The sequence below is a fragment of the Salegentibacter mishustinae genome, from assembly GCF_002900095.1.
GTDB classification, from domain to species: Bacteria; Bacteroidota; Bacteroidia; order Flavobacteriales; family Flavobacteriaceae; genus Salegentibacter; species Salegentibacter mishustinae.
In genome coordinates, this window is sequence record NZ_LLKN01000002.1 from 1,921,464 (window position 1) to 1,944,007 (window position 22,544).

Below are 22,544 nucleotides of genomic sequence, written 5' to 3' on the forward strand. Positions count from 1 at the left end.
TTTTTCTTACCTGCGGCGGCGCGGGAAGAAGCGAAAAACGGGAAATACTATTTGTCTCATTGAAAGCATGTTGTAAATGTACATAATTATTTTAACCAACAAAATATTTATACTAAATACTGAAACAAATTAGGCTTATCGTTAAGATATTCCCCGTAAAAATTATTCGCTTTCATCCGGTCAACCAATGGCTCAAAATCTGCCGGGTCGTTTATTTCTATCCCTACAACCGCGGGAGCGTTTTCCCTGTGATGTTTTTTAGAATATTCAAAATGGGTAATATCGTCTTTTGGTCCCAAAACTTTTTCCAGGAAATCTTTTAAAGCACCTGCTCTTTGCGGAAAGCTTATCACAAAATAATGTTTTAGGCCTGCATATAATAAAGCACGTTCTTTAATTTCAGCTGTTCGGGTGATATCATTATTACTTCCACTTACAATGCAAACCACATTTTTCCCTTTAATTTCTTCAGCAAAAAAATCGAGCGCACTTATAGCCATTGCCCCTGCAGGTTCTACCACAATTGCATCCTGGTTATAAAGATCAAGGATGGTTTGGCAAATCTTGCCTTCGGGAACCGTGATCATTTTATCTAGATTCTCCTTACAAATCTCAAAATTGCGGCTACCTACTTTTTGAACCGCAGCGCCATCTACAAACCTTTCTATAGATTTTAGTTCTACCAATTTCCCTTCTTTCAAAGAGGAAGTCATGGAAGCCGCACCTTCCGGCTCTACTCCAATGATTTTAGTATTGGGAGAAAGCTCTTTAAACATAGAAGATATTCCGGCTAACAGTCCGCCACCACCAAGAGGCGCAAAAACATAATCTATGGGTTCGTTTGCCTGTTCCAGGATTTCTAAGCCAATAGTAGCCTGACCCTCAATCACTTTTTCATCGTCAAAAGGATGAATAAAAACCAATCCGAATTTATCGGCGTGTTTCATCGAGCTTTTAAAAGAATCATCAAAAGTGTCACCTTTTAAAACCACCTCCACCCATTCGCCGCCAAACATTTTTGTTTGTTCCACTTTTTGCCTGGGAGTGGTAATTGGCATATAGATCACGCCTTTTGCCCGCAGTTTATTACAGGCAAAAGCTACACCTTGCGCGTGATTTCCGGCGCTGGCACAAATAACCCCTTTATTAAGTTGTTCTTTTGGTAGGCTTGAGATCTTATTATAAGCCCCACGAATTTTATAAGAACGAACCTGTTGCAAATCTTCCCTTTTCAACATCACATTAGCCGAAAATTTGTTAGTATAAGTAAAAGATTGCATAAGCGGTGTTTTTACCACCACTTTAGAAATTCGCTCAGCCGCTTCTTTTACAGCTTCAACTTGAGGTTTGTATATTTTTTTATCTGCCAGCAAAGTATCCATTTTATTCCTGTATTTTTTTCATTGCGGTCATCGCTTTTCGTAACCTTCCGCCTACTTTTTCTACCGGATGTTGTCTAATTTCATCATTCACGGCAATTAACTGCTGATTGTCTACGCCGGTATAATCGGTTCCAAAAGAATGACCAATAACCTCTTTTGGTAAGCCGTTCACATAATCTTTAATAAGTGGTTTGGCCGAATGATCAAATAAATAACAACCGTATTCTGCCGTATCAGAAATAATCCTGTTCATCTCGAACAATTTCTTCCTGGCTATGGTATTGGCAATTAAAGGAGTTTCGTGCAGCGATTCGTAATAAGCCGAATCTGCCACAATGCCTGCTTCTACCATAGTTTCAAAAGCCAGTTCTACACCAGATTTCACAAAGGCTACTAACAATACACCTTTATCAAAATATTCCTGTTCTTTTATTTCTTTAGAAGTGGCTTCAGATTTTTCAAAAGCGGTTTCTCCGGTTGCGGCACGCCATTCCAGCAATTCTTTGTCATTATTTTCCCAATCGCGCATCATTCGGCTACTAAATTCTCCTGAAATAATATCATCCATATGCTTTTGAAAAAGCGGACGTAATATTTCTTTTAATTCTTCGGAAATCGCATCGGCTTTTATCTTGGCAGGATTTGATAGCCTATCCATCATATTGGTGATTCCGCCGTGCTTTAAAGCTTCGGTGATGGTTTCCCAACCATACTGGATCAATTTTGAAGCATAAGCAGGTTCTACCCCTTCAGCTACCATTTTATCGAAACTCAAAATAGATCCGGTTTGCAGCACTCCACATAATATGGTTTGCTCACCCATAAGATCTGATTTCACTTCAGCCACAAAAGAAGATTCCAAAACTCCGGCGCGGTCACCACCAGTGGCAACAGCATAAGCTTTAGCCCATTCAAACCCAATTCCCTGTGGATCGTTTTCTGGATGTACGGCAATTAGAGTCGGCACTCCAAAACCTCTTTTATATTCTTCTCTAACTTCACTACCGGGGCATTTTGGCGCCACCATAATTACGGTAATATCTTCCCTAATTTTCATTCCTTCTTCCACGATATTGAATCCGTGGGAATAAGAAAGCACCGCGTCTTTTTTAATATGCGGTTGAATGGCTTTTATCACCGAAGTATGTTGTTTGTCTGGTGTTAAGTTAATTACCAGATCGGCTGTAGGAATCAATTCTTCATAAGTTCCTACTTTAAAATTATTTTCTGAAGCGTTTTTATAAGACTGTCGCTTATCCTTAATAGCTCCATCCCGAAGCGCATAAGAAATATCCAGGCCGCTGTCTCGCATATTCAAACCCTGGTTAAGGCCCTGAGCACCACAGCCCACAATCACTATCTTTTTTCCTTTTAAAGCAGCCACTCCGTCGCTAAATTCATCACTGCCCATAAATCTACAGGTTCCTAATTGGGCTAATTGTTCACGTAAAGAAAGACTGTTAAAATAATTCGTCATCACTTTTATTTAATTGGTTGTATCAAATTGTTCTAAAATGTTCGAGATTGGCATTTCGTTCTTGGTCACGGCAATAGTGCCTGAACGTACAAACTGCATCAATCCATAAGGTTTTAATTTTTCGTAAAGGCTATCGGTTTCGTGACGTTTTCCGGTTTTTTCAATCACAAAAAACTTTGGCGTAACCGTCACAATACGTGCATTAGATTCTTTTATAAAATCCTGGATATTAAGATCTTCAACAAAATCTGAAGAATTTATCTTGTAAAGTGCAGTTTCCTGGTAGATCATTTCATCATCGGTATGATAAAAAGCTTTAATGACTTCAATTTGCTTTTCTATTTGCCCGGCGATCTTTTTAACCTGCTCTTCTGTAACCTGTACTACAATTGTAAAGCGCATTACTTCGTTTACCTCACTTCTTGAAGCGGTAATACTCTCTATATTGATATGCCTTTTTTGGAAAATAGCCGCAATTCGGCTTAAAAGGCCTATGTTATTTTCGGTATACACCGAAACGGTGAAATTTTTCTTTTCCATTACTCTAATCTTATATCAGAAACTGAAGCCCCGGTAGGAACCATTGGGAAAACATTTTCTTCCTGTTCAACTTTTACTTCAAGGAAATAGGCCTCTTTAGATTGCATCATTTCAGTAACCGCTTCTTTTAAATCTTCCCGCTTACTAACCTGTTTAGCTTTAATATGATAGCCTTTGGCGATGGTTATAAAATCTGGATTTATCATTTCTGTAGAAGCATAGCGCTTTTCAAAAAACAATTGCTGCCATTGCCTCACCATACCAAGGAAATCGTTGTTTAGAACCACAATTTTCACTGGAACTTTTGTTTGAAAAATAGTTCCTAATTCCTGTATGGTCATTTGGTAACCGCCATCGCCAATTACTGCAACCACATCGCGCTCTGGTGCACCCATTTTAGCACCAATAGCCGCCGGAAGTGCAAACCCCATAGTTCCAAGTCCACCGGAGGTGACATTACTTCTGGTTTGATTGAATTTTGAATAACGACAGGCCACCATTTGATGCTGACCAACATCTGAAACAATTACAGCGTTTCCTTTAGAACATTTATTGATCTCGTCAATAACTTCAGCCATTCCAATTTTACCGCGCTCAGCATTCAAATCATTCTTAATGATCTTATCAAACTCTATTTGATGATGATCTTTAAATTTTTGATGCCAGGCTTCGTGCTTATTTGGTTTTAAAAGTTCTAATAAAACTTGAAGCGTTTCTTTTACATTTCCAAGAACCGGAATATCAGCATAAACGTTTTTATTAATTTCAGCCGGATCTATTTCAAAATGGATCACTTTTGCTTGTTTGGCATATTTCTCCAAATTTCCGGTTACCCGGTCGTCAAAACGCATCCCAATCGCAATTAATACATCGCATTCATTGGTTAAGACATTAGGACCGTAATTGCCATGCATTCCTACCATTCCTACATTTAAAGGATGATCGGTAGGCATTGCTGAAAGTCCTAAAATAGTCCAGGCAGCTGGTACGCCCGATTTTTCTACAACCTGTTTAAAAAGCTCTTCGGCGCCACCTAAAATTACTCCCTGCCCAAAAACGATCATAGGTTTTTTAGCATTGTTGATCGCTTCGGCCGCCTTTTCTACCTGGTTTAAGTCAACTTTTGGGGTGGGCTTATAACTTCTAATGCCAGAGCATTTTTTATAATTGAATTCCAATGAAGCAAACTGCGCATCTTTGGTAATATCTATTAAAACCGGTCCCGGTCTACCGGAGCGGGCGATAAAAAAAGCTTTTGCTAAGATTTCCGGAATTTCTTCAGCCCTGGTAATTTGGTAATTCCACTTAGTAATAGGCGTTGAAATACCAATAATATCGGTTTCCTGAAAAGCATCACTTCCCAGTAAATGCGAACCTACCTGCCCGGTGATACACACCATGGGCGTAGAATCTATTTGTGCATCGGCAATCCCTGTTACCAAATTCGTGGCTCCAGGACCCGATGTTGCCATCGCTACCCCTACTTTTCCACTAACTCTAGCATAACCCTGTGCGGCGTGGGTTGCACCCTGTTCGTGACGGGTGAGGACGTGGTGAATTTGTTTCTGATATTTATACAATTCATCATAAACGGGCATAATTGCTCCGCCGGGATAGCCGTAAAGCGTATCCACTCCTTCCTCAAGCAAACATTTTATCACTGCTTCAGCTCCTGAAACCGTGGTTGCTTTTGGGGAAGCCGTTTTTTCGAAACTAGCTGTTTTAACTTCCATAATTCACCTTATTAAAATTCGTCGGTAACACAACCTTGTGAGGCCGAAGAAACCGTTCTTGCATATTTGTAAAGCACACCCTTATTAAATTTTAAAGCGGGGGCTTTCCAGTTTTCTTTTCTTTTCTTTATTTCTTCTGCTGAAAGCGCAACTTCAATTTTATTGGTTTCAGCGTTTATGGTAATCTGATCTCCATCTTTTAGGAATGCCAGCAAACCACCTTCCTGGGCTTCCGGGGTAATATGCCCGACGACAAAACCGTGTGTTCCTCCAGAAAACCTCCCGTCAGTAATTAAAGCCACATCTTTACCGAGCTTTGCTCCCATTATTGCTGAAGTAGGCTTCAACATTTCCGGCATTCCGGGACCGCCTTTTGGCCCTTCATACCGAATGACGACGACGTCACCCTTTTTTACTTTTCCTTCTGAAATCCCGTCATTAGCATCATATTCGCTATTAAAAACTTTAGCTGTTCCGGTGAATTCTAAACCTTCCTTCCCGGTTATTTTCGCTACCGATCCGCCTTCAGCTAGATTTCCGTAAAGAATTCTAATATGACCTGTTTTCTTGATCGGGTTATCTAAAGGCCTAAATACATCCTGGCCTTCTTCCATATCGGGAACATCTGCCAGATTCTCGGCCAAGGTCTTTCCGGTTACTGTAAGGCAATCACCATGGAGCATATCGTTTTTCAACATATATTTTAGAACCGCTGGAATTCCGCCAATTCTATGTACATCTTCCATCGCATATTTTCCGCTTGGTTTTAGATCTGCTAAAAAAGGCGTACTGTCACATATTTTTTCAAAATCTGTTAAGCTAAAATCAACCTCAGCCGATTTCGCTATGGCCAAAAAGTGCAATACGGCATTGGTAGAACCACCGAGAACCGTAAGTAATCGAATCGCATTTTCTAGCGATTTACGATTCACAATATCACGAGGCTTTATATCTTTTTCAATTAGCAAGCGCACTGCTTTTCCGGCTTCCTCACTTTCAGTTTTCTTTTCCTCACCTACCGCAGGGTTTGAAGAATTATAAGGCAAAGCCATCCCCAAAGCTTCAATTGCAGAAGCCATAGTGTTCGCGGTATACATCCCGCCGCAGGCACCTGCACCAGGACAGGCTTTTTCAATAATACTATCGTATTCCTCTTTGTCAATATCTCCGGCAGTTTTTGCACCCCAGGCTTCAAAAGCCGAAACCACATCCAGTTTTTTACCCTTATGACATCCGGAAGCAATTGTGCCTCCATAAACCAGAATTGCCGGACGGTTAATTCTTAGCATTGCCATAAGCGCACCGGGCATATTTTTATCGCATCCTACTACGGTGATCAACGCATCATAAGACATCGCGTGAATTACCGTTTCCATAGAATCGGCAATAATATCACGGGATGGCAGCGAATAACGCATTCCAGGAGTTCCCATAGAAATACCATCGCTAACGCCAATGGTATTAAAAATTAAACCGACAAGTTCATTCTCGTTAGCGCCTTTTTTAACCAATTTTGCCAAATCGTTAAGGTGCATATTACAAGGATTGCCCTCGTAACCTGTACTGGCAATACCCACAAATGGTTTTTTAAAATCTTCTTTGGTTAAACCTATGGCGTGCAACATTGCCTGTGATGCCGGTTGCGAATCGCTTTGTGTTAAAACTTTACTGAATTTATTATGCATTACTTATTCTTCTTCGTGTGATTTAAAGATTAAAAGTAAGCCGATAAGAATTCAACAGGTAAGTTCCTGTATAGAAAGCACTACTTTCGGAACAAAAACTATTAACTTAAATGACTGTTCTACAGTATTTTAAATGTGTTTTGATTACGATACCTGAAAAGGCATTTTGAAGAAGAAAAATTATAGCAAGAAAAAGCCCGAAATTGGTGGAATTTCGGGCTTTTGAAAAATTCTTAATTTCTTGAGGTAATTTTTGTTTTTTGACTGTTTTAAGCTGAGTTTCTAATAATTTGATAATTATACAGGATTCATGAAATATTGCACATTTTAGAAAAGATTGCCACGGCCTGCAGCCTCGCAATGACACTTAATTACTGAAACCTACTTTTTCTTCTTCAAAGAATACAAATCTTTCCTTCTATCTTTCATATTTCTTACACTTCCAAAGGCGTGAAGTTCTTTTAAGAGGTCTAAATCAACATCTACCAATAAGGTACTCTCCGTATTAGGAGTAGCTTCAGCCTTTATTCCGTTTACGGGAAACGCGAAGTCTGATGGCGTTAATACCGCGCTTTGGGCATACTGGATATCCATATTATTCACTTTAGGTAAATTCCCTACAGATCCTGCAATAGCCACATAACATTCATTTTCTACCGCCCTGGCCTGTGCGCATATTTTAACGCGAGAATAGCCATTTTGGGTATCAGTCATAAACGGAACAAACAAAATATTCATTCCTTCTTCGGCAAGAATTCGGCTTACTTCAGGGAATTCTACATCATAACAAACAAGCACTCCTATTTTTCCGCAGTCGGTATCAAAGGTTTCGAGTTTGCTACCGCCCTTCATTCCCCAGGCCGATTCTTCAGCCGGAGTGATATGTAATTTTTCGTAGCGTTCGTAACTTCCGTCACGTCTACATAAAAAGCCCACATTATACATATGTTCGCCGATAACCATAGGCATACTTCCGGTGATGATATTTATATTATAATTCACTGCGAATTGTTGGAAGGTTTCCAGTAAACGTTCGGTATAGGTAGAAAGTCCGCGGATGGCTTCAGGTTCCGTAAGCTCATTGAATTCGGCCATTAGTGGCGCGTTGAACAATTCAGGAAAAAGGATAAAATCACTCTGGTAATCACTTACCGCATCTACAAAGAATTCAATTTGTGAAACAAGCGCATCATAATCTTTAAAAAGTCGCATTTGCCATTGCACTAAACCAAGTCGAACCACGGTTTTAGGCGTATCGATCAATTTGGTGGTTTTAGTGTAGTAAATATTATTCCACTCCATTAAAACCGCGTATTCCTTGCTTTCAGCATCGCCGGGCAAATAGCCTTTAATCACTTTTTTTACGTGAAAATCGTTAGAAAGCTGAAAAGACAAAACAGGATCATGAATTTCCTGAAGTTTTACTTTTTCAATATATTTTTTAGGCGTGAGTTCTTTAGAATATGTCGCGTAATTAGGAATACGTCCACCAAAAACAATAGATTTTAGATTAAGCTGCTCACAAACCTCTTTTCGGGCTTCGTATAAACGTCTTCCCAGGCGCATTCCGCGATAATCTGGATGAATAAAAACATCTATTCCGTATAGAATATCGCCGTTCTTAGTGTGGGTAGAAAAGTTTTCACCACCAATTATTTCATCATAAGTATGATCTTCATCAAACTTTTTAGAATCGATGATAATGGAAAGCGCACAACCCGCAATTTTATTATCTATAATAATGCAGAACTGCCCTTCGGGAAATTTATTGACCAGGTTCCTAATTTCATCTTTACTCCAGTAATCCTCTGGCATTTTCTGGTAGCTCTTTATCATAGAAACCTTAAGTTCCTGATAATCCTTTAGCTTTAAATTTCGAAGTTCAATTTTTGGAGTTTCGTTCACGACATTATTTTTTTGAGATTGCGAAGATACTGTAGAAAATGTTGGTTTGAAAGTCCCTAATATTCAAAGCAGAATTTAATGAAATTTAACTGCAGCTAGAATAGCTTTTATTTTTTAAACTTTTAGTCACGCAAATGTTTGATTTGACCTGCCCTTCATTTCTTTTGCTCGTCCAAAAGAAACGAAGCAAAGAAAAAGACGCCTTTTTCAAGGAATTTTTTGGCGAAAGGCCAAAAACCGTGACCAAAACCCCGCGGATAACCGATTGAAATAATCGCTCATCCTGAATCTCGGGGTTTTGTCCACATATTCTGCGAAAAAGGAGAAGAAAATAGTTGAATTAACAAACCGATTTTTACTTGCGTCAAACTGAATTTATTTCAGAATCAGCTCCAAAATTTATTCGGAGGTCCAGGTTGTTTCTATAACCTAGGTTCCCGAAGAAAATTCTGGATAAAGTCTGAAACAATCCCGAAGCGTCGGGACAGCATGACGTAGTACTATAATAAAGTTTTTACGAATTTACTTCGAAAGGCTGGGGGCCTTACAACAACAAAATCCTATGCTTAATCGCATACAACACCAAACCGGTTCGGCTTCTTACGTTTAGTTTCTGAAACAAACTCTCTCGGTAACCGTCTATAGTTTTTGGGCTAAGGTTCATTTCGTTTGCCACTTCTTTATAGGTCATTTCAGAACAGGCCAGGCTAAGAAATTCCAGTTCACGTTTGGTAAGGTTAACGAGTTTATTTTCGTTATTCTTATTTTTAATGGCTTCAGAAACCGCATCGCTATAGAAAAAGCCTTCCTTAATCACCTCATCCATGGCAAACTTAAACTCATCTGGATCTATGTCTTTTAGCAAATAACCGCGACAACCTAATTTCACCATAAAGGTTACAGTTTCCTCATCGTCTTCCATAGTAAGAGCCAAAACTTTTTGGTCGGGAAAATTCTCTTTAAGCCAGGCCATCGTTTCAGGGCCATCCATTATTGGCATTCTAATATCCAACAACACCAAGTCGGGTTTAGGCTGGTTGGCTCTAAATTGAGTCACCAGTTCCTGCCCGTTTTTATGCACGCCATTAACCTCGTAATTCTCAAAAGAATTCACCAGGTTTTTTAAAGATTGTGAAAATAAAGTGTGATCGTCTACAATTGCTACGGTATTACTCATCTTGATGCCCCATTAAAGAATAACGTAAAGATAAGGAAGTTCCCGCGCCTATAGAAGTTTCCAGCTCAAACTTTGCCCGTATCAGCGCTGCCCTGCTTTCCATATTGAATAATCCTGAATTCTTCTTCACCGCTTCCATATCAAATCCCTGCCCGTTATCTTTTGCAGTAATAATTATTTCTTCGGAAGTAAAACTAATATGAACACTTAATGCTGAAGCCTTTGCGTGCTTGATCACGTTAGAAAAGAATTCCTGAAGTATCCTGAATAAAATTATACTGTGCTGCTGCGGAATTTCCTGTTTTTCACCGGTTACTTTCAATTCCGTTTCAATAACGCCCATACGCTGAAACCTTTCCAGTTCATTTTCTACAGAAACCACCAAACCGGCGTAACCAATTACCTGGTTGTTTAAGGACTTTGAGAGCGAACGCACTTCCTGAAGTGAATTCGCCACGGTTTCTTTAATTTCTAAAGCTGAGTTTTTTTCGGCTTCAGGTAGGTTTCTTGAAAAAATATTCAACTGCATATTAGCAACAGAAAGTAACTGACCAATATTATCGTGCAATTCCCAACCCACATTCCTTAAGGTTTGTTCCTGCATTTCTAAACGCGATTGGGAAATCTCCCGCTCAAAACGCTGTTTAGCTTCAAATTGCTCTTGCAGCATTTTATTTTTACGCCGTTGGTAGACCACAAAAAAAACGATCACAAAAGCCGTTAGCAGCAGAATGACTACCACAAAATAGATAATGAGTAAAATTTCTTCTTTAGAAAGCATTTTTTATATTCTTAGAAGTTGGTTTTCTTTTGTTCGCGAGCCATAAAAAGGCAATACTGTAGGAGCTGTACATAAATATATTCATACCTATTAGCACCCAAGAACTCAATTCAACAAACTCAGGACTTTTAGTAGTAAAATATTTAAAGTAAATAAAAATAGGTGTAGTGGTAAGAAAGTATAAAAGTGATATAAATGAAATATAAAAACTGATCTCATTTTTGATATTTAAAATTTTATCACTTAGTAAAATTTCAAAATAATAATAGAAAATTACTCCTAAAAGAAACAGACTTCCCGACAAATAAGTAACTACTGAATTATTCTGGAAAAAAACATCTGAAAATATTAAATTGGTAATACACACTATCACATATAACAGTAAAGCTTTATCAATAAATTTTCTTGTTTTTTTACTTGAAATATTCCATTTAAAATAAAGTATATAAACCACAAAATTGATAATCAGATAAGGGTTGAATAGCCAGAAATTACTATACCAAAAACTATCTTTAAGGAAATGTAGGGACTCATTCCAATAAATCATTGCAGGGATCATCCCAATAGATTCAACAAAATAAGTAAATAATAAAAACCCGGAAAAAAACCCAACTTTTTTATTTGTTGGGTTCTTTTTATAATAATACAAACCGCATATTGCTGCAAGCCCCTCAAGTAAAATTACGAGAAATCTAAGATCTTGCATTAATAATTAGTTGGAGGCCAACCTGAGGCAATAGTATTAAAAGGTTCTATTTCATAATTATTAGGGTCAGAATCTTCCCCGGCAGTTGCTGTATCTCCCGAAGCTTCTTTGGTGGGCGAGAGAAACATGGTAGTATAGCTTTTTTTCTCCTTAGTTTTAGGATAAGCCCCTAAATAAAACCGAATTCCCGGTTTCTCTACCCCCTGCTCCTTAGATTTCTCGCGAACATAATCCAGGTATTCCTGTAATTCATCCACACTATACCAGAATTCGCGGGTATCTTCATAACCCTGCCCCCGCTGAATTTCCTTTCCTCGAGTATTCACCCATTCGTCCTGTTCCTTGCGCGCTTCTTCAATGCTAATGCACTTTTTTGGTTTTTCCATTTTAAGTTGGTTGGTTGATTAAAACTTAATTTTTTGTTAAGGTAAATTTAGGAGAATTTTTTATTATGGCAAATCTTTGGTTGTCAGTTGTTTTTCGGTTTTGGGTTGTTATAGTTGTCAGTTCGAGTGGCTTTATTTAAGCGAGAGCGCAAATAAGGCTGTATCGAGAACTCTTCTAGGTTCTAACTACATTGCACTTCTCGATACTTTCCGACTAGCGTCGGAACACTCGAATTGACGGGGAACTCGCAATGACGCTAATGAAGATCCCGACTGAAGTCGGGATAATTTGATCAGCATTTTAATACATCTACAGCTTTTAAAAATGCGATCTCATTAGAAAGGGGATTTTTCCCCTTGTAACGAGCGTACTTATCTTCTACATTTGACATAGTCATTTTAGTTAGCTAAAGTGTTTTGGGGCAAAAAAGTGTCGTCAACGGTGAGGAGTTTGATTGGTAGGGTAATCAGGCTTCTCGTAACCAAGGCGGCACTTTTTTATTTTAGTGAGCCTATGTTTTAAAAAGGCCTTCGGCCGCATTTAAAATACTAGAGCGAACTAATCCCGATTTTACATCGGGATCTTCTCCAACCTAATGTTGTTCCAGTCGTTACATCGAATTCATTTCAGAGCCTATCCAGGTTTATAATCGGGTATCCAATTTTTAGAGATTTCAAACCTAAAAAAAGTTTAGCTTGCCACGAATACACTAATATTTTTTTATCAAGTTCATTATCAGGACTGCGATAACGGGATGTGGCAATCTCTTGTGGATTAGTTTTCGGTTTCAAACCACTTAGATGCTGAAATAAATTCAAGCATGACGTAAGTATAAAGAAAAATATAACAAAACTTTTTTAGGATAATGCTTCTCCCCCTTTGGGGGTCGGGGGGCTTTTAAATCTAATCTTATCCCCTGCCTTTTTCTGCGCCATCATATTAATTCCTTTCTCGCTTAATTGTAAAACCCTTGGATAACCACCCGTGGTTTGACAATCACGCATAAGAACGATCAATTTTCCGCCGGGAGTAAGTTGAATGGTTCCGGGAAGCACCGGGCCGGTAATAATTGGCTCCAGTTCGTTCTCTAAGATCTCACTAAGCTGGATCGCCATTCTATTATTATTTTTATCAATACTGAACTTACTTTGTCTTAAGTGACTTTTTAAAGTTTCAGGCAGTTTTTCATATTCAGGGCCGGGAAAAACTTCTATTTCTTGAGAATTCAGATATTCCTCATCAAACTTTATCGCGGCGTGAGTCTCATATTTTTCCTCCTCAGAAGCTTCATATTGGAGTTTCATTCCTTTTTCGAGCTTTTCGTGGCTGGTAATATCTTCGTACCAACTACGGCTTCCCAGAACCTTTTCGGTTTTAAATCCGTCAAGGATCGCTAAATAGGAACGCATTCCGTATTCCGGTCTTCCAAAAGATAAAATATCACCTTCGTGAATTTTCACCACTTCATTATTGTCAATTTCAGTATCGTTTAGTTTTGGAGAAAGATTTGCTCCACTAATGGCGATTTTTGTCGCTGCCGAAAATTTAAGTTTTGGTCCCATTTGGGTAATTTCCATCACTGCGGCATCGGCTTGATTTTGCAAAATAAGGTTGGCAGTTTTTAGAGCAATTCTATCCATCACTCCACTCAAAGGAACTCCATATTTTTGAAATCCGCGACGCCCAAAATCCTGGATAGTGGAAAATAATCCCGGATGTAAAATCTCAATTTCAGCCTTCATAATTTTCTTTTTTTAGTTGAAAAGTTCCTTCGGAAATTTGCTCAGAAATTTCTTCAAATTCTTTTTTAGAAACCGAATAAAATTTCACTTTATCACCCGCCGAAATCTCACAGGGTGGATCGTTATTTTTATCAAAAAATTGAACCGGACAATTGCCTAAAATCTGCCATCCGCCGGGACTGGATTTCGGGTAAATTCCGGTCTGGTTTTCGCCTATTCCAACAGCCCCTTTTTCTATCTTCATTCGGGGTTGATTTCTACGCGAAATTTGAAGCTTTTTATCAAGGCCCCCCAGGTATAAAAATCCGGGTAAAAACCCTGTAAAAAATACGGTATAAAACGGTTTGGTATGCAGCTGGATTATTTCTTCTTTTGAGAGGTTTTTTTCATTGGAAATGTATTCCAGATCCCAACCGAATTCCACTTCATAGCAAACCGGTAAATGGAAAATTTGCTGGTTATTTATTTTCCCTATCTTAGCCTCACCAAACAGCTCTTTAATCGCTGAAACCTCATTATAGACGTTTTCTATACTGAACATGTAACTAATTAATAACGAGTTATATGTGTTGATTACTTCAATATTTACTTCATCATAAAACTCTTCCAGTTTATCTTTGTAAAAAAGGAGCTTTCTGAGAAGTTTTTCACTAATTTCAGGCTCAAATTCTATTAGAATTCCCCGCTCCCCCATCGGTGTTATTTTAGGAAAATCATTCATTTTGCATTCTTAATTTTAATATTATGCTCAGCAAATTTCTGCTGTAAAAAGTTCATAATTTCAACTGAATTTGGCGTGTCACTATGCAGGCAAAAAGTAGTTGCGCTGCAACTAATTTTAGTACCATTTTCACAGGTAATTTTTCCTTCAGAAAACATAGAAAAAAGATGTTGAAAAACGGCTTCTTTTTCGCTTATTAAAGCATTAGGTTTTGAACGCGAAACCAGGCTGTAATCGGGGTTATAATTTCGGTCGGCAAAAGCTTCAAAAACGATTGGAATTTTCCCTTTCGCAAGTTTAGACATCACAGAATTTAACGGACAAAAAAGCGCTAAATTTTGATCGAATTCCAGTAAAGAATCTATGATAATTTGAGCTGTTTTTTCGTCTTTTGCAGCTTCATTATAAAGTGCTCCATGAGTTTTTACATGGGTGAGTTTTACCCCTTCTGCTTCGGTCAATTGTTTTAAACTTAAAATTTGCGCAACAATAGAACGCTGCAATTCTTCCGTAGAAATCTTCATAGTTTTTCTTCCAAAATTCTCCTTGTCGGGATAAGAAGGATGCGCTCCTATTTCTACTCCATGTTCCACAGCAAGTTTAATAGTTCCCTGCATGGTTTCCAGGTTTCCGGCGTGACCTCCGCAAGCAATATTGCAAGCAGAAATATGCGGCATTAGATCTGCGTCAAAATCGCCGCCTTCACCTAAATCGCAGTTTATATGGATTTTTTTCATTTCAAAATTTTTCTAACCATTAATGTTATTCATTTTTTCCATCGATGAAAAAACGAACCAAAAAAATCTAGGCTTACGAATATTTATCTAAATTTATCGTTCTTCACCTAAATTTTAGGAACTCGCCATCATCCTCTTATTAAAGATGAAAATTTATTTTGCTCAAACAGCCTAAAATTTTACGGTGCTTTCACTTCAAATTTATACGATAAATTTTCGGTAGGCCAAAAAACAAGGAAAAACCTATAGCAATAGATTAAAATCAAGCATAAACCTTTTAATATAAGATTTTAGAAAACTTACAGGAAGATAAATTAATTAATCCCACACAAATTATTAAAAGCTTTGCAAAACGCTTAGAATCGCTTTAATCCCTAAAAATACGGAAAGCGCAATAACAAGTAACCCCAGTACATTTTGCAGCTTAGAATTACGTTGTTTCCCCAAAACCGAGGCTTTATTGACTACCCAAAATAAGAAAATAGCAATTACGGGCAATAGGATTCCATTGGCAATTTGGGCAAAACGTATAATCTCAATAGGATTAATTTGCAGGGAAGAGAAGAACACACCCAAAATAAGAACCACGGCCCATACAGTTTTAAATTTAGCTGACTTCATCCCTCCTTTCCAGCCAAAGCAGCCTTTTACTACATAAGCGGCAGCTAAAGGAGCGGTAATAGAAGAAGTGATCCCGGCAGCTAAAAGCCCCAAAGACATAAACCAGGTAGCAAATTTTCCGAAAAGCGGCTCGAGACTTACCGCCATATCAGCTGCAGAATTCACATTAGTTAGGCCAGAAGAAGCAGCACTAATGATAATTGCCATTGAAACCGTACCACCAAGGATTATAGAAACTATGAGTTCTTTACGGGCGATTGGCAAATAAGAAGATTCTTTCCATTTTTCACTAACGAGAGAAGCGTGTAAAAACAGGTTGTAAGGAACTACAGTAGTACCTACAATAGCCATCACTGTAAGCAATCCGGCAGCATTGCCTGTTGGAATAAGTCCGCTTAAAATTTCTACAATATCAGGTTTGGTTAGAATAGCAGTAAGCACAAAGCTTATACTCATTAACAATACAAGGCCAATAAAGATCTTTTCGAGGGTTTTGTAGCTTCCGGTAAATAAAAGTATAAACGCGACTGCGCCAATAAAAATACTCCATAAATTAAGCTTAAAATCGTCAATTTGCAGATTTTGAATTCCGAAGATAGCTTCGGCTCCAAGAACAGCACCGGTAATATTACCTGCTTCGTAAGCAGCATTCCCAATAACTATAGCTGAAAAAATAAGGATAATCGCTAAAACCCTGAAGATCGGTTTTTTGATCTCTTCCCGAATAACATCACTTAAACCCTTTTGTGAGACCACGCCAAGCCTGGCTGCCATTTCCTGTAAAATTATACATGAAAATATAGATAGCAATAGAGCCCAGAGCAGGCTGTAACCAAATTCAACCCCGGCCAGCGTACAAACCGTAACCGTTCCCGGCCCAATAAATGCCGCCGAGACCAGGATTCCCGGCCCAAGGTTTTTCAAGAAATTTCGCACTACATATCTTTAGATTCCTGCAAAGCGTAAATAGCAAATGTGCCTAACCAATGGCCTCCTTCGTAACTATCTCCTACCAAATTAGGAAAAGAGTGAGCCACGTGCCTATCGGCAATTTCCTTTAAATGTGAGAATTTCTCCGGATATTGATTTATAAGTCCGTAGAAAACCCAGGCACGACTAAAGTTAAGTCCGTCGAGATGCACCAGTTTTCCATCAGTTCTATCTGACACCTCTCCTACTTCCACATCAAAATCTTCAGATTTCAGCTGAGGAAGAAAGTCTTCCAACCACATTTCGAAGGCGTTTTTTGGTAAAACACGGCTCATAATACTTACCTCCTCTAAACACGGGGATAGGAAATCGAATCCGCCGGGTTCCCAGGTTAATGGACAATTATTATCACTTAGATAGAAATCCTTCGCTCTCTCTGAAATGAGCTCTTTTAATTTAGTATGCTCCACAGCATTTGCATAATCGTAAGCAAAACTAAGTCCGAAAGCTGTATTACTGTGTTCTCCAACTCTAATTGGGTAATTTAATTTTGGTAGGAATTCTATATATTTCTTAACGATAAGATCGGTTAAAGGGGCTAAATTCTTACCAAGTTCATCGGCCAGAGGATCATTCCAGGTTTCAATTTCTTCAGCAAGTTTCAGCAACCAGGCCCAACCGTAAGTACGTTCAAAAGAATCGCTTTGTTCCCTTTTAAAGTAATCGATCTCACCCTGGATATTTTCCGCAGAAAGAGATTCCTTTAATTTTTCTCTAATAGTTTCAGCTTTTTTAAGATCAGGAAATTGTTTTAATAAACTTACCATAGACCAGTGTGCGTGTACCGAAGAGTGCCAGTCAAAACAGCCATAAAATGCGGGGTGCAATTCTTGAGGCTCACCTATAGCCTCTTTGTTTTCCAGCGTTTGACCAAGTTTGTTAGGATATTGAGTATTAATACAGTTTAGCGGAAGCTCAGCCAGGTTATTCGCTTCTTTAACAGTAAATTCTACCCGATCTTCCCCAAGCAAATCCCCGCTTAATATACTTTTCTCTTTAATACTGTCGCTTTCTATTTCTGAAGCTTCTTTAACTTCAGGATCGCCCTTACAAGAAATTATTAGAACTAACATTAGTAAGGATAAACTTCTTTTTATCATAGTTTGGTCTTATTAAACTCAGCCCGAAAACAAATTAGATTTATGATCTATTTAATTCTATTATTTCCAAGTGAATAAACAACTTCGTAGCAAACTCGCGAAGCATTTATATTGATGAAAATAATTTGATTTCGAGGCAAGGCCTGGAGAATTTAATCTCGATTATCGAGTAAATATAAATTTAAAAGTTGACATATTTAAACCTCTAAGGCTTTCAAAAATATCAAAATTAACTTAAAATGGAATAAAATTACCCCAACCAGCCATCTCGATCCAGGCTTCTGTATTGAATAGCTTCGCTTATATGGTTTCCTTTAATGTTTTCTGAATTCTCCAGATCGGCGATAGTTCGGGAGACTTTCAAAATTCTGTCATAAGCGCGGGCAGAAAGATTTAAACGTTCCATGGCGGTTTTAAGCAGGGCTTTTGAAGCATCATCCAGTGCACAAAATTTACGAATTTGCCTTACACTCATTTGCGCATTATAATGTACAGAATCAGACTCTTTAAAGCGTTCGGTCTGAAATTGGCGTGCCTTTGTAACTCTTTTTCTAATTTCAACGCTGCTTTCTCCCCGGCGTTCTTCACTCAATTTTTCAAATGGTACAGGAGTGACTTCAATATGAATATCTATCCTATCTAATAATGGGCCACTAATCTTACTTAAATAGCGTTGCATTTCTGCCGGGGACGAAGTTGCTGGCGCATCGGGATCGTTAAAGTATCCGCTAGGACTGGGGTTCATACTAGCCACCAGCATAAAACTCGACGGATAGGTTACCGTAAATTTAGCTCTGGAAATCGTCACTTCCCGATCTTCTAAAGGTTGACGCATTACTTCTAAAACGCCACGCTTAAATTCGGGGAGTTCATCCAGAAATAAAACCCCGTTATGCGAAAGAGAAATCTCTCCCGGTTGCGGATATGCCCCGCCGCCAACGAGAGCTACGTCTGAAATTGTATGATGTGGACTCCTAAAAGGTCTTTGAGACATTAAACCTACATGTTCTTTAACACGGCCAACCACACTGTGTATTTTTGTAGTTTCCAAAGCCTCGTGTAAAGTCATTGGCGGTAAAATGCTGGGTAAGCGTTTTGCAAGCATCGTTTTACCGGCTCCCGGCGGACCAATAAGAATAATATTATGACCGCCCGCTGCGGCAATTTCCATACAGCGTTTTATAGATTCCTGGCCTTTAACATCGGCAAAATCATGTTCAGGGTGATCCAGGTTTTTGTAGAATTCTTCGCGAGTATTGATTATAGTTCTCTCTAAAGCTTCATCTTTATCAAAAAAGTTGATTACTTCTGTAATGTTTTCAACGCCGTAAACTTCAATTTCGCTTACAATAGCGGCTTCTTTAGCGTTTTGCTTCGGAAGGATAAATCCTTTAAAACCTTCCTCCTTGGCTTTTATAGCAATGGGCAGGGCTCCCTTTATGGGTTGCAAGCTTCCGTCTAGCGAAAGCTCACCCATAATAAGATATTCTGATATATTTTCTGCTTTAATTTGGCCTGAAGCGGCCAGAATCCCGAGACTTAAACTAAGATCGTAAGCCGAACCTTCTTTTCTAAGATCGGCCGGCGCCATATTGACGATAATCTTTTTACCCGGAAATTTATAAGCGTTATTCTGAAGGGCAGCTGCAATTCTAAAACTGCTTTCCCTCACCGCGTTATCGGGCAGACCTACCAGATGGTAACCTATGCCGGTTGCTACATTTACCTCTATAGTAATTGTAGTAGCCTCTACCCCAAATACGGCACTTCCATAAACTTTTGTTAACATTTAAGCCTTGAATTTCTTAAATGTACTAAAATTTATGAAAAAAGATAATTAATTATCGATAAGCACTTCTTTTCTATAGTATTCTATAAGGGCATCAATTGGTCTACGCACAATATTTCCAATTTCTATCCCGTAAGGTTGTGCTACAGCTCGAATAATATCTTCACTAAAATAAGCGATGGTTCCTATAAAATGCACCGGTGTATTTTGTGCTTGTTTATAGCACATTACACGAGAATGCATAAAATCGGTAATTCCCTCGTGTACTAATTTGTAGAAATAACCATTACGTTCGTTAGAAAAAATAAATTCGGCAAAAGAAGCGAGGTAAGTATTTGGATTCTCTTTTCGATAAAGATTTTTCTTTATCTCATCAGACTCCATATTATATATTTTACCAAATTCTTCGGAAAGCTCCGGAGGCATTCGTTTGTAGTAATAATCTCTTATTAGTCTTTTTCCGAAGTAATTTCCGCTGGCTTCATCCATTAGGATATATCCTAAGGAATTAACTGCCTGATGGATCTCTTTACCATCAAAATAACAGCTGTTGGAACCGGTGCCAAGAATACAAACGATTCCTGGTTCTGTGGTAGCAGCATAAACAGCGGCAACCATATCTTCCAAAATAATGACTTCCTCTACATTGGTAAAGAAATTAGTAAAAATCCCTTCCAGTAGTTTTTTTGGAGTTTCGGTACCACAGCCGGCACCATAAAAATGCACTCGTTCTACCTTATCTTTTATCTCTCTTAAATCGGCATTCTCTTCAACGCGTTGCTCCAGTACTACTTCTGGAAATACTGCTGGATTCAATCCTTTAGTGCGGGTTCTTAATAATTCTTCCCCTGTTGCACTAAGTAAGATCCAGTCACATTTTGTTGATCCACCGTCCGCTATTAATATCATGTGTGTGAATATGGTTTAAATTAAAAAGCCTGAGGAAAGCGCTAAAAGATTAAAAATAACCTAAGCGTAGCTTTCTTCAGGCTCTAAAATAAAATATTAAATTGAATTAACGTGTGCTGCCAATTCTAAAAGCTTAGCAGAATAACCATATTCGTTATCATACCACGCAATTAATTTGAAAAAGTTATCGTTAAGTGCAATTCCGGCATCGGCATCAAAGTTACAAGTATGTGCATCTGATACGAAATCCTGAGAAACCACTGCATCATCTGTATAAGAAATTACTCCTTTGTAAGATCCTTCAGAAGCTTTTTTGAATGCAGCTTTTACATCATCATAACTCACAGACTTTTCTGTCTTAACCGTAAGGTCTACTACAGAAACATCAGCAGTTGGTACTCTAAAAGCCATTCCGGTAAGTTTACCATCTAATTTAGGAATCACTTTACCTACAGCAACAGCTGCCCCGGTTGAAGAAGGGATAATATTCATAAGAGCACTTCTACCTCCTCTAAAATCTTTTGCTGATGGACCATCTACTGTAAGCTGAGTAGCCGTAGTTGCGTGAACCGTGGTCATTAAACCTTCCACAAGTCCGAACTCATCATCTATCACTTTTGCAAGTGGTGCAAGACAGTTAGTAGTACAAGAAGCATTAGAAACTATAGAATCTTCTGGTTTTACATCCTGGTGATTCACACCCATTACAAACATAGGTGCGGTTTTAGAAGGTGCAGAAATTACAACTTTCTTGGCTCCGGCTTTAAGGTGTGCGCTAGCGCTATCTTTTTCTTTGAAAATTCCAGTACAATCTACCACAACGTCTACTCCAACATCTCCCCATTTAAGGTCTTCTGGATTTTTCTCTGCTGTGATACGAATGTTTTTCCCATTCACCACAAGATTTCCGTCTTTAACAGAAACATCTCCTTTAAATTTACCGTGAACAGAATCATACTTCAGCAAATAAGCCAAATGATCAACATCCAATAAATCGTTTATTGCTACAACTTCTACGTCACTCTTTTCAGCCGCGATTCTAAACGCGATACGTCCAATTCGGCCAAAACCATTAATTCCAATTTTTGTACTCATAATTTAAATTTTAAAAATTTTACACGGAAGTGATGTTTGCCACCCTTCTCAATTCTTGATCAAATTCCCTGTCTTCTTTTAAAGCAGTTTCCAAAGGTACGTGTACCACTTTTTGGTGGTGTACCCCTACCATGATGTTGGTTTTACCATCGGTTAATGCTTCAACCGCACCAACACCAAGTTTACTGGCCAGAACACGATCAAAACAACTTGGAGAACCTCCTCTTTGAATATGACCCAGCACAGAGACTCTAATATCATATTCTTTGTGGCTTTGCGAGATAAATTCAGCTAACTGAAAAATATTCTTCCCGCTCTTTTCACCTTCAGCCACCACAATAATACTGGAGGTTTTTCCGGATTTCTTACTTTTTTCCAAAGAATCCATCATACGCTGAATTCCCTGGTCTTCTTCCGGAAGTAATATTTCTTCGGCTCCTGCACCAATACCACTATTTAAAGCAATATCACCTGCATCCCGCCCCATAACCTCAATTAAAAACAAGCGGTTATGAGAACTTGCGGTATCGCGAATCTTATCTATAGCTTCTACCACCGTATTTAAAGCAGTGTCGTAACCCAGAGTATAATCGGTACCGTTAATATCGTTATCTATAGTTGCGGGAATCCCCACAATAGGAAAATCAAATTCTTTATTGAAGTAAAGGCCTCCGGTAAAAGTTCCATCTCCACCAATCACCACCAAAGCATCTACACCGGCATCGGTAAGTTTTTTATGAGCTTTTGCCCGTCCTTCTTCGGTTTTAAATTCTTCAGATCGGGAAGATTTTAGGAAAGTTCCACCTTTATTAATTATATTTCTAACAGATCTTGCAGTAAGATCTTCAAAATCTCCTTCTATAAGCCCCTGGTAGCCGCGGTAAACACCAACACACTCCAGATTATAATATGAACAGGATCTAACAACCGCACGAATAGCGGCGTTCATTCCGGGAGCATCACCACCGGATGTTAAGACTGCAATTTTATTAATTTTCTTCGCCATTAAGCCAAAGCTATTTTAATTCTACAATATAACCTAATTTACTAATAAACTAAAACGTTTT

At 38.5% G+C, this 22,544-nt stretch carries 19 protein-coding genes; all 19 read right to left on the reverse strand.

The window, feature by feature from the left end:
* Positions 1–107 precede the first annotated feature (107 nt).
* Complete coding sequence (ilvA, locus tag APB85_RS11585; RefSeq protein ID WP_057481561.1) at positions 108–1,382, reverse strand: threonine ammonia-lyase IlvA; 1,275 nt, start codon at positions 1,380–1,382, stop codon at positions 108–110.
* Between the two features lies 1 nt (position 1,383).
* The gene (gene ilvC / locus APB85_RS11590; protein WP_057481560.1) at positions 1,384–2,859 is read right to left on the reverse strand and encodes a ketol-acid reductoisomerase; all 1,476 of its coding nucleotides are present in this window, start codon (positions 2,857–2,859) and stop codon (positions 1,384–1,386) included.
* Positions 2,860–2,868: 9 nt separating this feature from the next.
* Positions 2,869–3,399, reverse strand: a complete 531-nt coding sequence (ilvN, locus tag APB85_RS11595) for an acetolactate synthase small subunit (protein WP_057481559.1) — start codon at positions 3,397–3,399, stop codon at positions 2,869–2,871.
* A complete protein-coding gene (gene ilvB, locus APB85_RS11600; protein ID WP_057481558.1) occupies positions 3,399–5,132 on the reverse strand; it encodes a biosynthetic-type acetolactate synthase large subunit in 1,734 nt (577 codons plus the stop codon). Before ilvB ends, ilvN begins: the two co-directional genes overlap by 1 nt.
* A gap of 11 nt (positions 5,133–5,143) precedes the next feature.
* Positions 5,144–6,817 (reverse strand): dihydroxy-acid dehydratase, encoded by a 1,674-nt coding sequence (gene ilvD, locus APB85_RS11605; RefSeq protein ID WP_057481557.1) that lies wholly within the window; start codon positions 6,815–6,817, stop codon positions 5,144–5,146.
* Between the two features lie 381 nt (positions 6,818–7,198).
* Positions 7,199–8,722: a bifunctional GNAT family N-acetyltransferase/carbon-nitrogen hydrolase family protein gene (locus APB85_RS11610; protein ID WP_057481556.1), complete on the reverse strand. Its 1,524-nt coding sequence runs from the start codon at positions 8,720–8,722 to the stop codon at positions 7,199–7,201.
* A 544-nt stretch (positions 8,723–9,266) separates the two neighbouring features.
* Entirely contained in the window at positions 9,267–9,899 is a 633-nt protein-coding gene (locus APB85_RS11615) for a response regulator transcription factor (RefSeq protein WP_057481555.1), read from the reverse strand.
* A complete protein-coding gene (locus APB85_RS11620) occupies positions 9,892–10,680 on the reverse strand; it encodes a sensor histidine kinase (protein ID WP_057481554.1) in 789 nt (262 codons plus the stop codon). Before APB85_RS11620 ends, APB85_RS11615 begins: the two co-directional genes overlap by 8 nt.
* Positions 10,670–11,386, reverse strand: coding sequence for a hypothetical protein (locus APB85_RS11625; protein ID WP_057481553.1), 717 nt, complete (start codon positions 11,384–11,386; stop codon positions 10,670–10,672). The genes APB85_RS11620 and APB85_RS11625 overlap by 11 nt, the downstream gene beginning before the upstream one ends.
* Positions 11,386–11,772: a hypothetical protein gene (locus APB85_RS11630; RefSeq protein WP_057481552.1), complete on the reverse strand. Its 387-nt coding sequence runs from the start codon at positions 11,770–11,772 to the stop codon at positions 11,386–11,388. The genes APB85_RS11625 and APB85_RS11630 overlap by 1 nt, the downstream gene beginning before the upstream one ends.
* Positions 11,773–12,630: 858 nt before the next feature.
* The gene (locus tag APB85_RS11635) at positions 12,631–13,515 is read right to left on the reverse strand and encodes a 5-oxoprolinase subunit C family protein (RefSeq protein ID WP_057481550.1); all 885 of its coding nucleotides are present in this window, start codon (positions 13,513–13,515) and stop codon (positions 12,631–12,633) included.
* Positions 13,505–14,236: a 5-oxoprolinase subunit PxpB gene (gene pxpB / locus APB85_RS11640; protein ID WP_057481549.1), complete on the reverse strand. Its 732-nt coding sequence runs from the start codon at positions 14,234–14,236 to the stop codon at positions 13,505–13,507. The genes APB85_RS11635 and pxpB overlap by 11 nt, the downstream gene beginning before the upstream one ends.
* Complete coding sequence (gene pxpA / locus APB85_RS11645; RefSeq protein WP_057481548.1) at positions 14,233–14,973, reverse strand: 5-oxoprolinase subunit PxpA; 741 nt, start codon at positions 14,971–14,973, stop codon at positions 14,233–14,235. Before pxpA ends, pxpB begins: the two co-directional genes overlap by 4 nt.
* 336 nt (positions 14,974–15,309) lie before the next feature.
* Positions 15,310–16,530: an Nramp family divalent metal transporter gene (locus APB85_RS11650; RefSeq protein WP_057481547.1), complete on the reverse strand. Its 1,221-nt coding sequence runs from the start codon at positions 16,528–16,530 to the stop codon at positions 15,310–15,312.
* Positions 16,530–17,684 carry a DUF2891 domain-containing protein gene (locus tag APB85_RS11655; protein WP_083482192.1) on the reverse strand — a complete coding sequence of 385 codons (1,155 nt, stop codon included), beginning with the start codon at positions 17,682–17,684 and terminating at the stop codon, positions 16,530–16,532. Before APB85_RS11655 ends, APB85_RS11650 begins: the two co-directional genes overlap by 1 nt.
* 250 nt (positions 17,685–17,934) lie before the next feature.
* Entirely contained in the window at positions 17,935–19,473 is a 1,539-nt protein-coding gene (locus APB85_RS11660) for a YifB family Mg chelatase-like AAA ATPase (RefSeq protein WP_057481546.1), read from the reverse strand.
* Positions 19,474–19,521: 48 nt separating this feature from the next.
* Entirely contained in the window at positions 19,522–20,382 is an 861-nt protein-coding gene (locus tag APB85_RS11665; protein ID WP_057481545.1) for an N-acetylglucosamine kinase, read from the reverse strand.
* 96 nt (positions 20,383–20,478) lie between these two features.
* Positions 20,479–21,477, reverse strand: a complete 999-nt coding sequence (gap, locus tag APB85_RS11670) for a type I glyceraldehyde-3-phosphate dehydrogenase (RefSeq protein WP_057481544.1) — start codon at positions 21,475–21,477, stop codon at positions 20,479–20,481.
* A gap of 19 nt (positions 21,478–21,496) precedes the next feature.
* Positions 21,497–22,483, reverse strand: a complete 987-nt coding sequence (pfkA, locus tag APB85_RS11675; protein WP_057481543.1) for a 6-phosphofructokinase — start codon at positions 22,481–22,483, stop codon at positions 21,497–21,499.
* Positions 22,484–22,544 lie beyond the last annotated feature (61 nt).

What these genes read in the sequence shown, in the direction of transcription:
- APB85_RS11615 (WP_057481555.1), bottom strand. Translation starts at nt 9,899, where the DNA reads ATGAGTAATACCGTAGCAATTGTAGACGATCACACTTTATTTTCACAA.
- APB85_RS11660 (WP_057481546.1), bottom strand. Translation starts at nt 19,473, where the DNA reads ATGTTAACAAAAGTTTATGGAAGTGCCGTATTTGGGGTAGAGGCTACT.
- ilvN (WP_057481559.1), bottom strand. Translation starts at nt 3,399, where the DNA reads ATGGAAAAGAAAAATTTCACCGTTTCGGTGTATACCGAAAATAACATA.
- APB85_RS11625 (WP_057481553.1), bottom strand. Translation starts at nt 11,386, where the DNA reads ATGCAAGATCTTAGATTTCTCGTAATTTTACTTGAGGGGCTTGCAGCA.
- APB85_RS11665 (WP_057481545.1), bottom strand. Translation starts at nt 20,382, where the DNA reads ATGATATTAATAGCGGACGGTGGATCAACAAAATGTGACTGGATCTTA.
- pxpA (WP_057481548.1), bottom strand. Translation starts at nt 14,973, where the DNA reads ATGAAAAAAATCCATATAAACTGCGATTTAGGTGAAGGCGGCGATTTT.
- APB85_RS11655 (WP_083482192.1), bottom strand. Translation starts at nt 17,684, where the DNA reads ATGATAAAAAGAAGTTTATCCTTACTAATGTTAGTTCTAATAATTTCT.
- ilvC (WP_057481560.1), bottom strand. Translation starts at nt 2,859, where the DNA reads ATGACGAATTATTTTAACAGTCTTTCTTTACGTGAACAATTAGCCCAA.
- APB85_RS11620 (WP_057481554.1), bottom strand. Translation starts at nt 10,680, where the DNA reads ATGCTTTCTAAAGAAGAAATTTTACTCATTATCTATTTTGTGGTAGTC.
- ilvB (WP_057481558.1), bottom strand. Translation starts at nt 5,132, where the DNA reads ATGGAAGTTAAAACAGCTAGTTTCGAAAAAACGGCTTCCCCAAAAGCA.
- ilvD (WP_057481557.1), bottom strand. Translation starts at nt 6,817, where the DNA reads ATGCATAATAAATTCAGTAAAGTTTTAACACAAAGCGATTCGCAACCG.
- APB85_RS11630 (WP_057481552.1), bottom strand. Translation starts at nt 11,772, where the DNA reads ATGGAAAAACCAAAAAAGTGCATTAGCATTGAAGAAGCGCGCAAGGAA.
- APB85_RS11635 (WP_057481550.1), bottom strand. Translation starts at nt 13,515, where the DNA reads ATGAAGGCTGAAATTGAGATTTTACATCCGGGATTATTTTCCACTATC.
- ilvA (WP_057481561.1), bottom strand. Translation starts at nt 1,382, where the DNA reads ATGGATACTTTGCTGGCAGATAAAAAAATATACAAACCTCAAGTTGAA.
- gap (WP_057481544.1), bottom strand. Translation starts at nt 21,477, where the DNA reads ATGAGTACAAAAATTGGAATTAATGGTTTTGGCCGAATTGGACGTATC.
- pfkA (WP_057481543.1), bottom strand. Translation starts at nt 22,483, where the DNA reads ATGGCGAAGAAAATTAATAAAATTGCAGTCTTAACATCCGGTGGTGAT.
- pxpB (WP_057481549.1), bottom strand. Translation starts at nt 14,236, where the DNA reads ATGAATGATTTTCCTAAAATAACACCGATGGGGGAGCGGGGAATTCTA.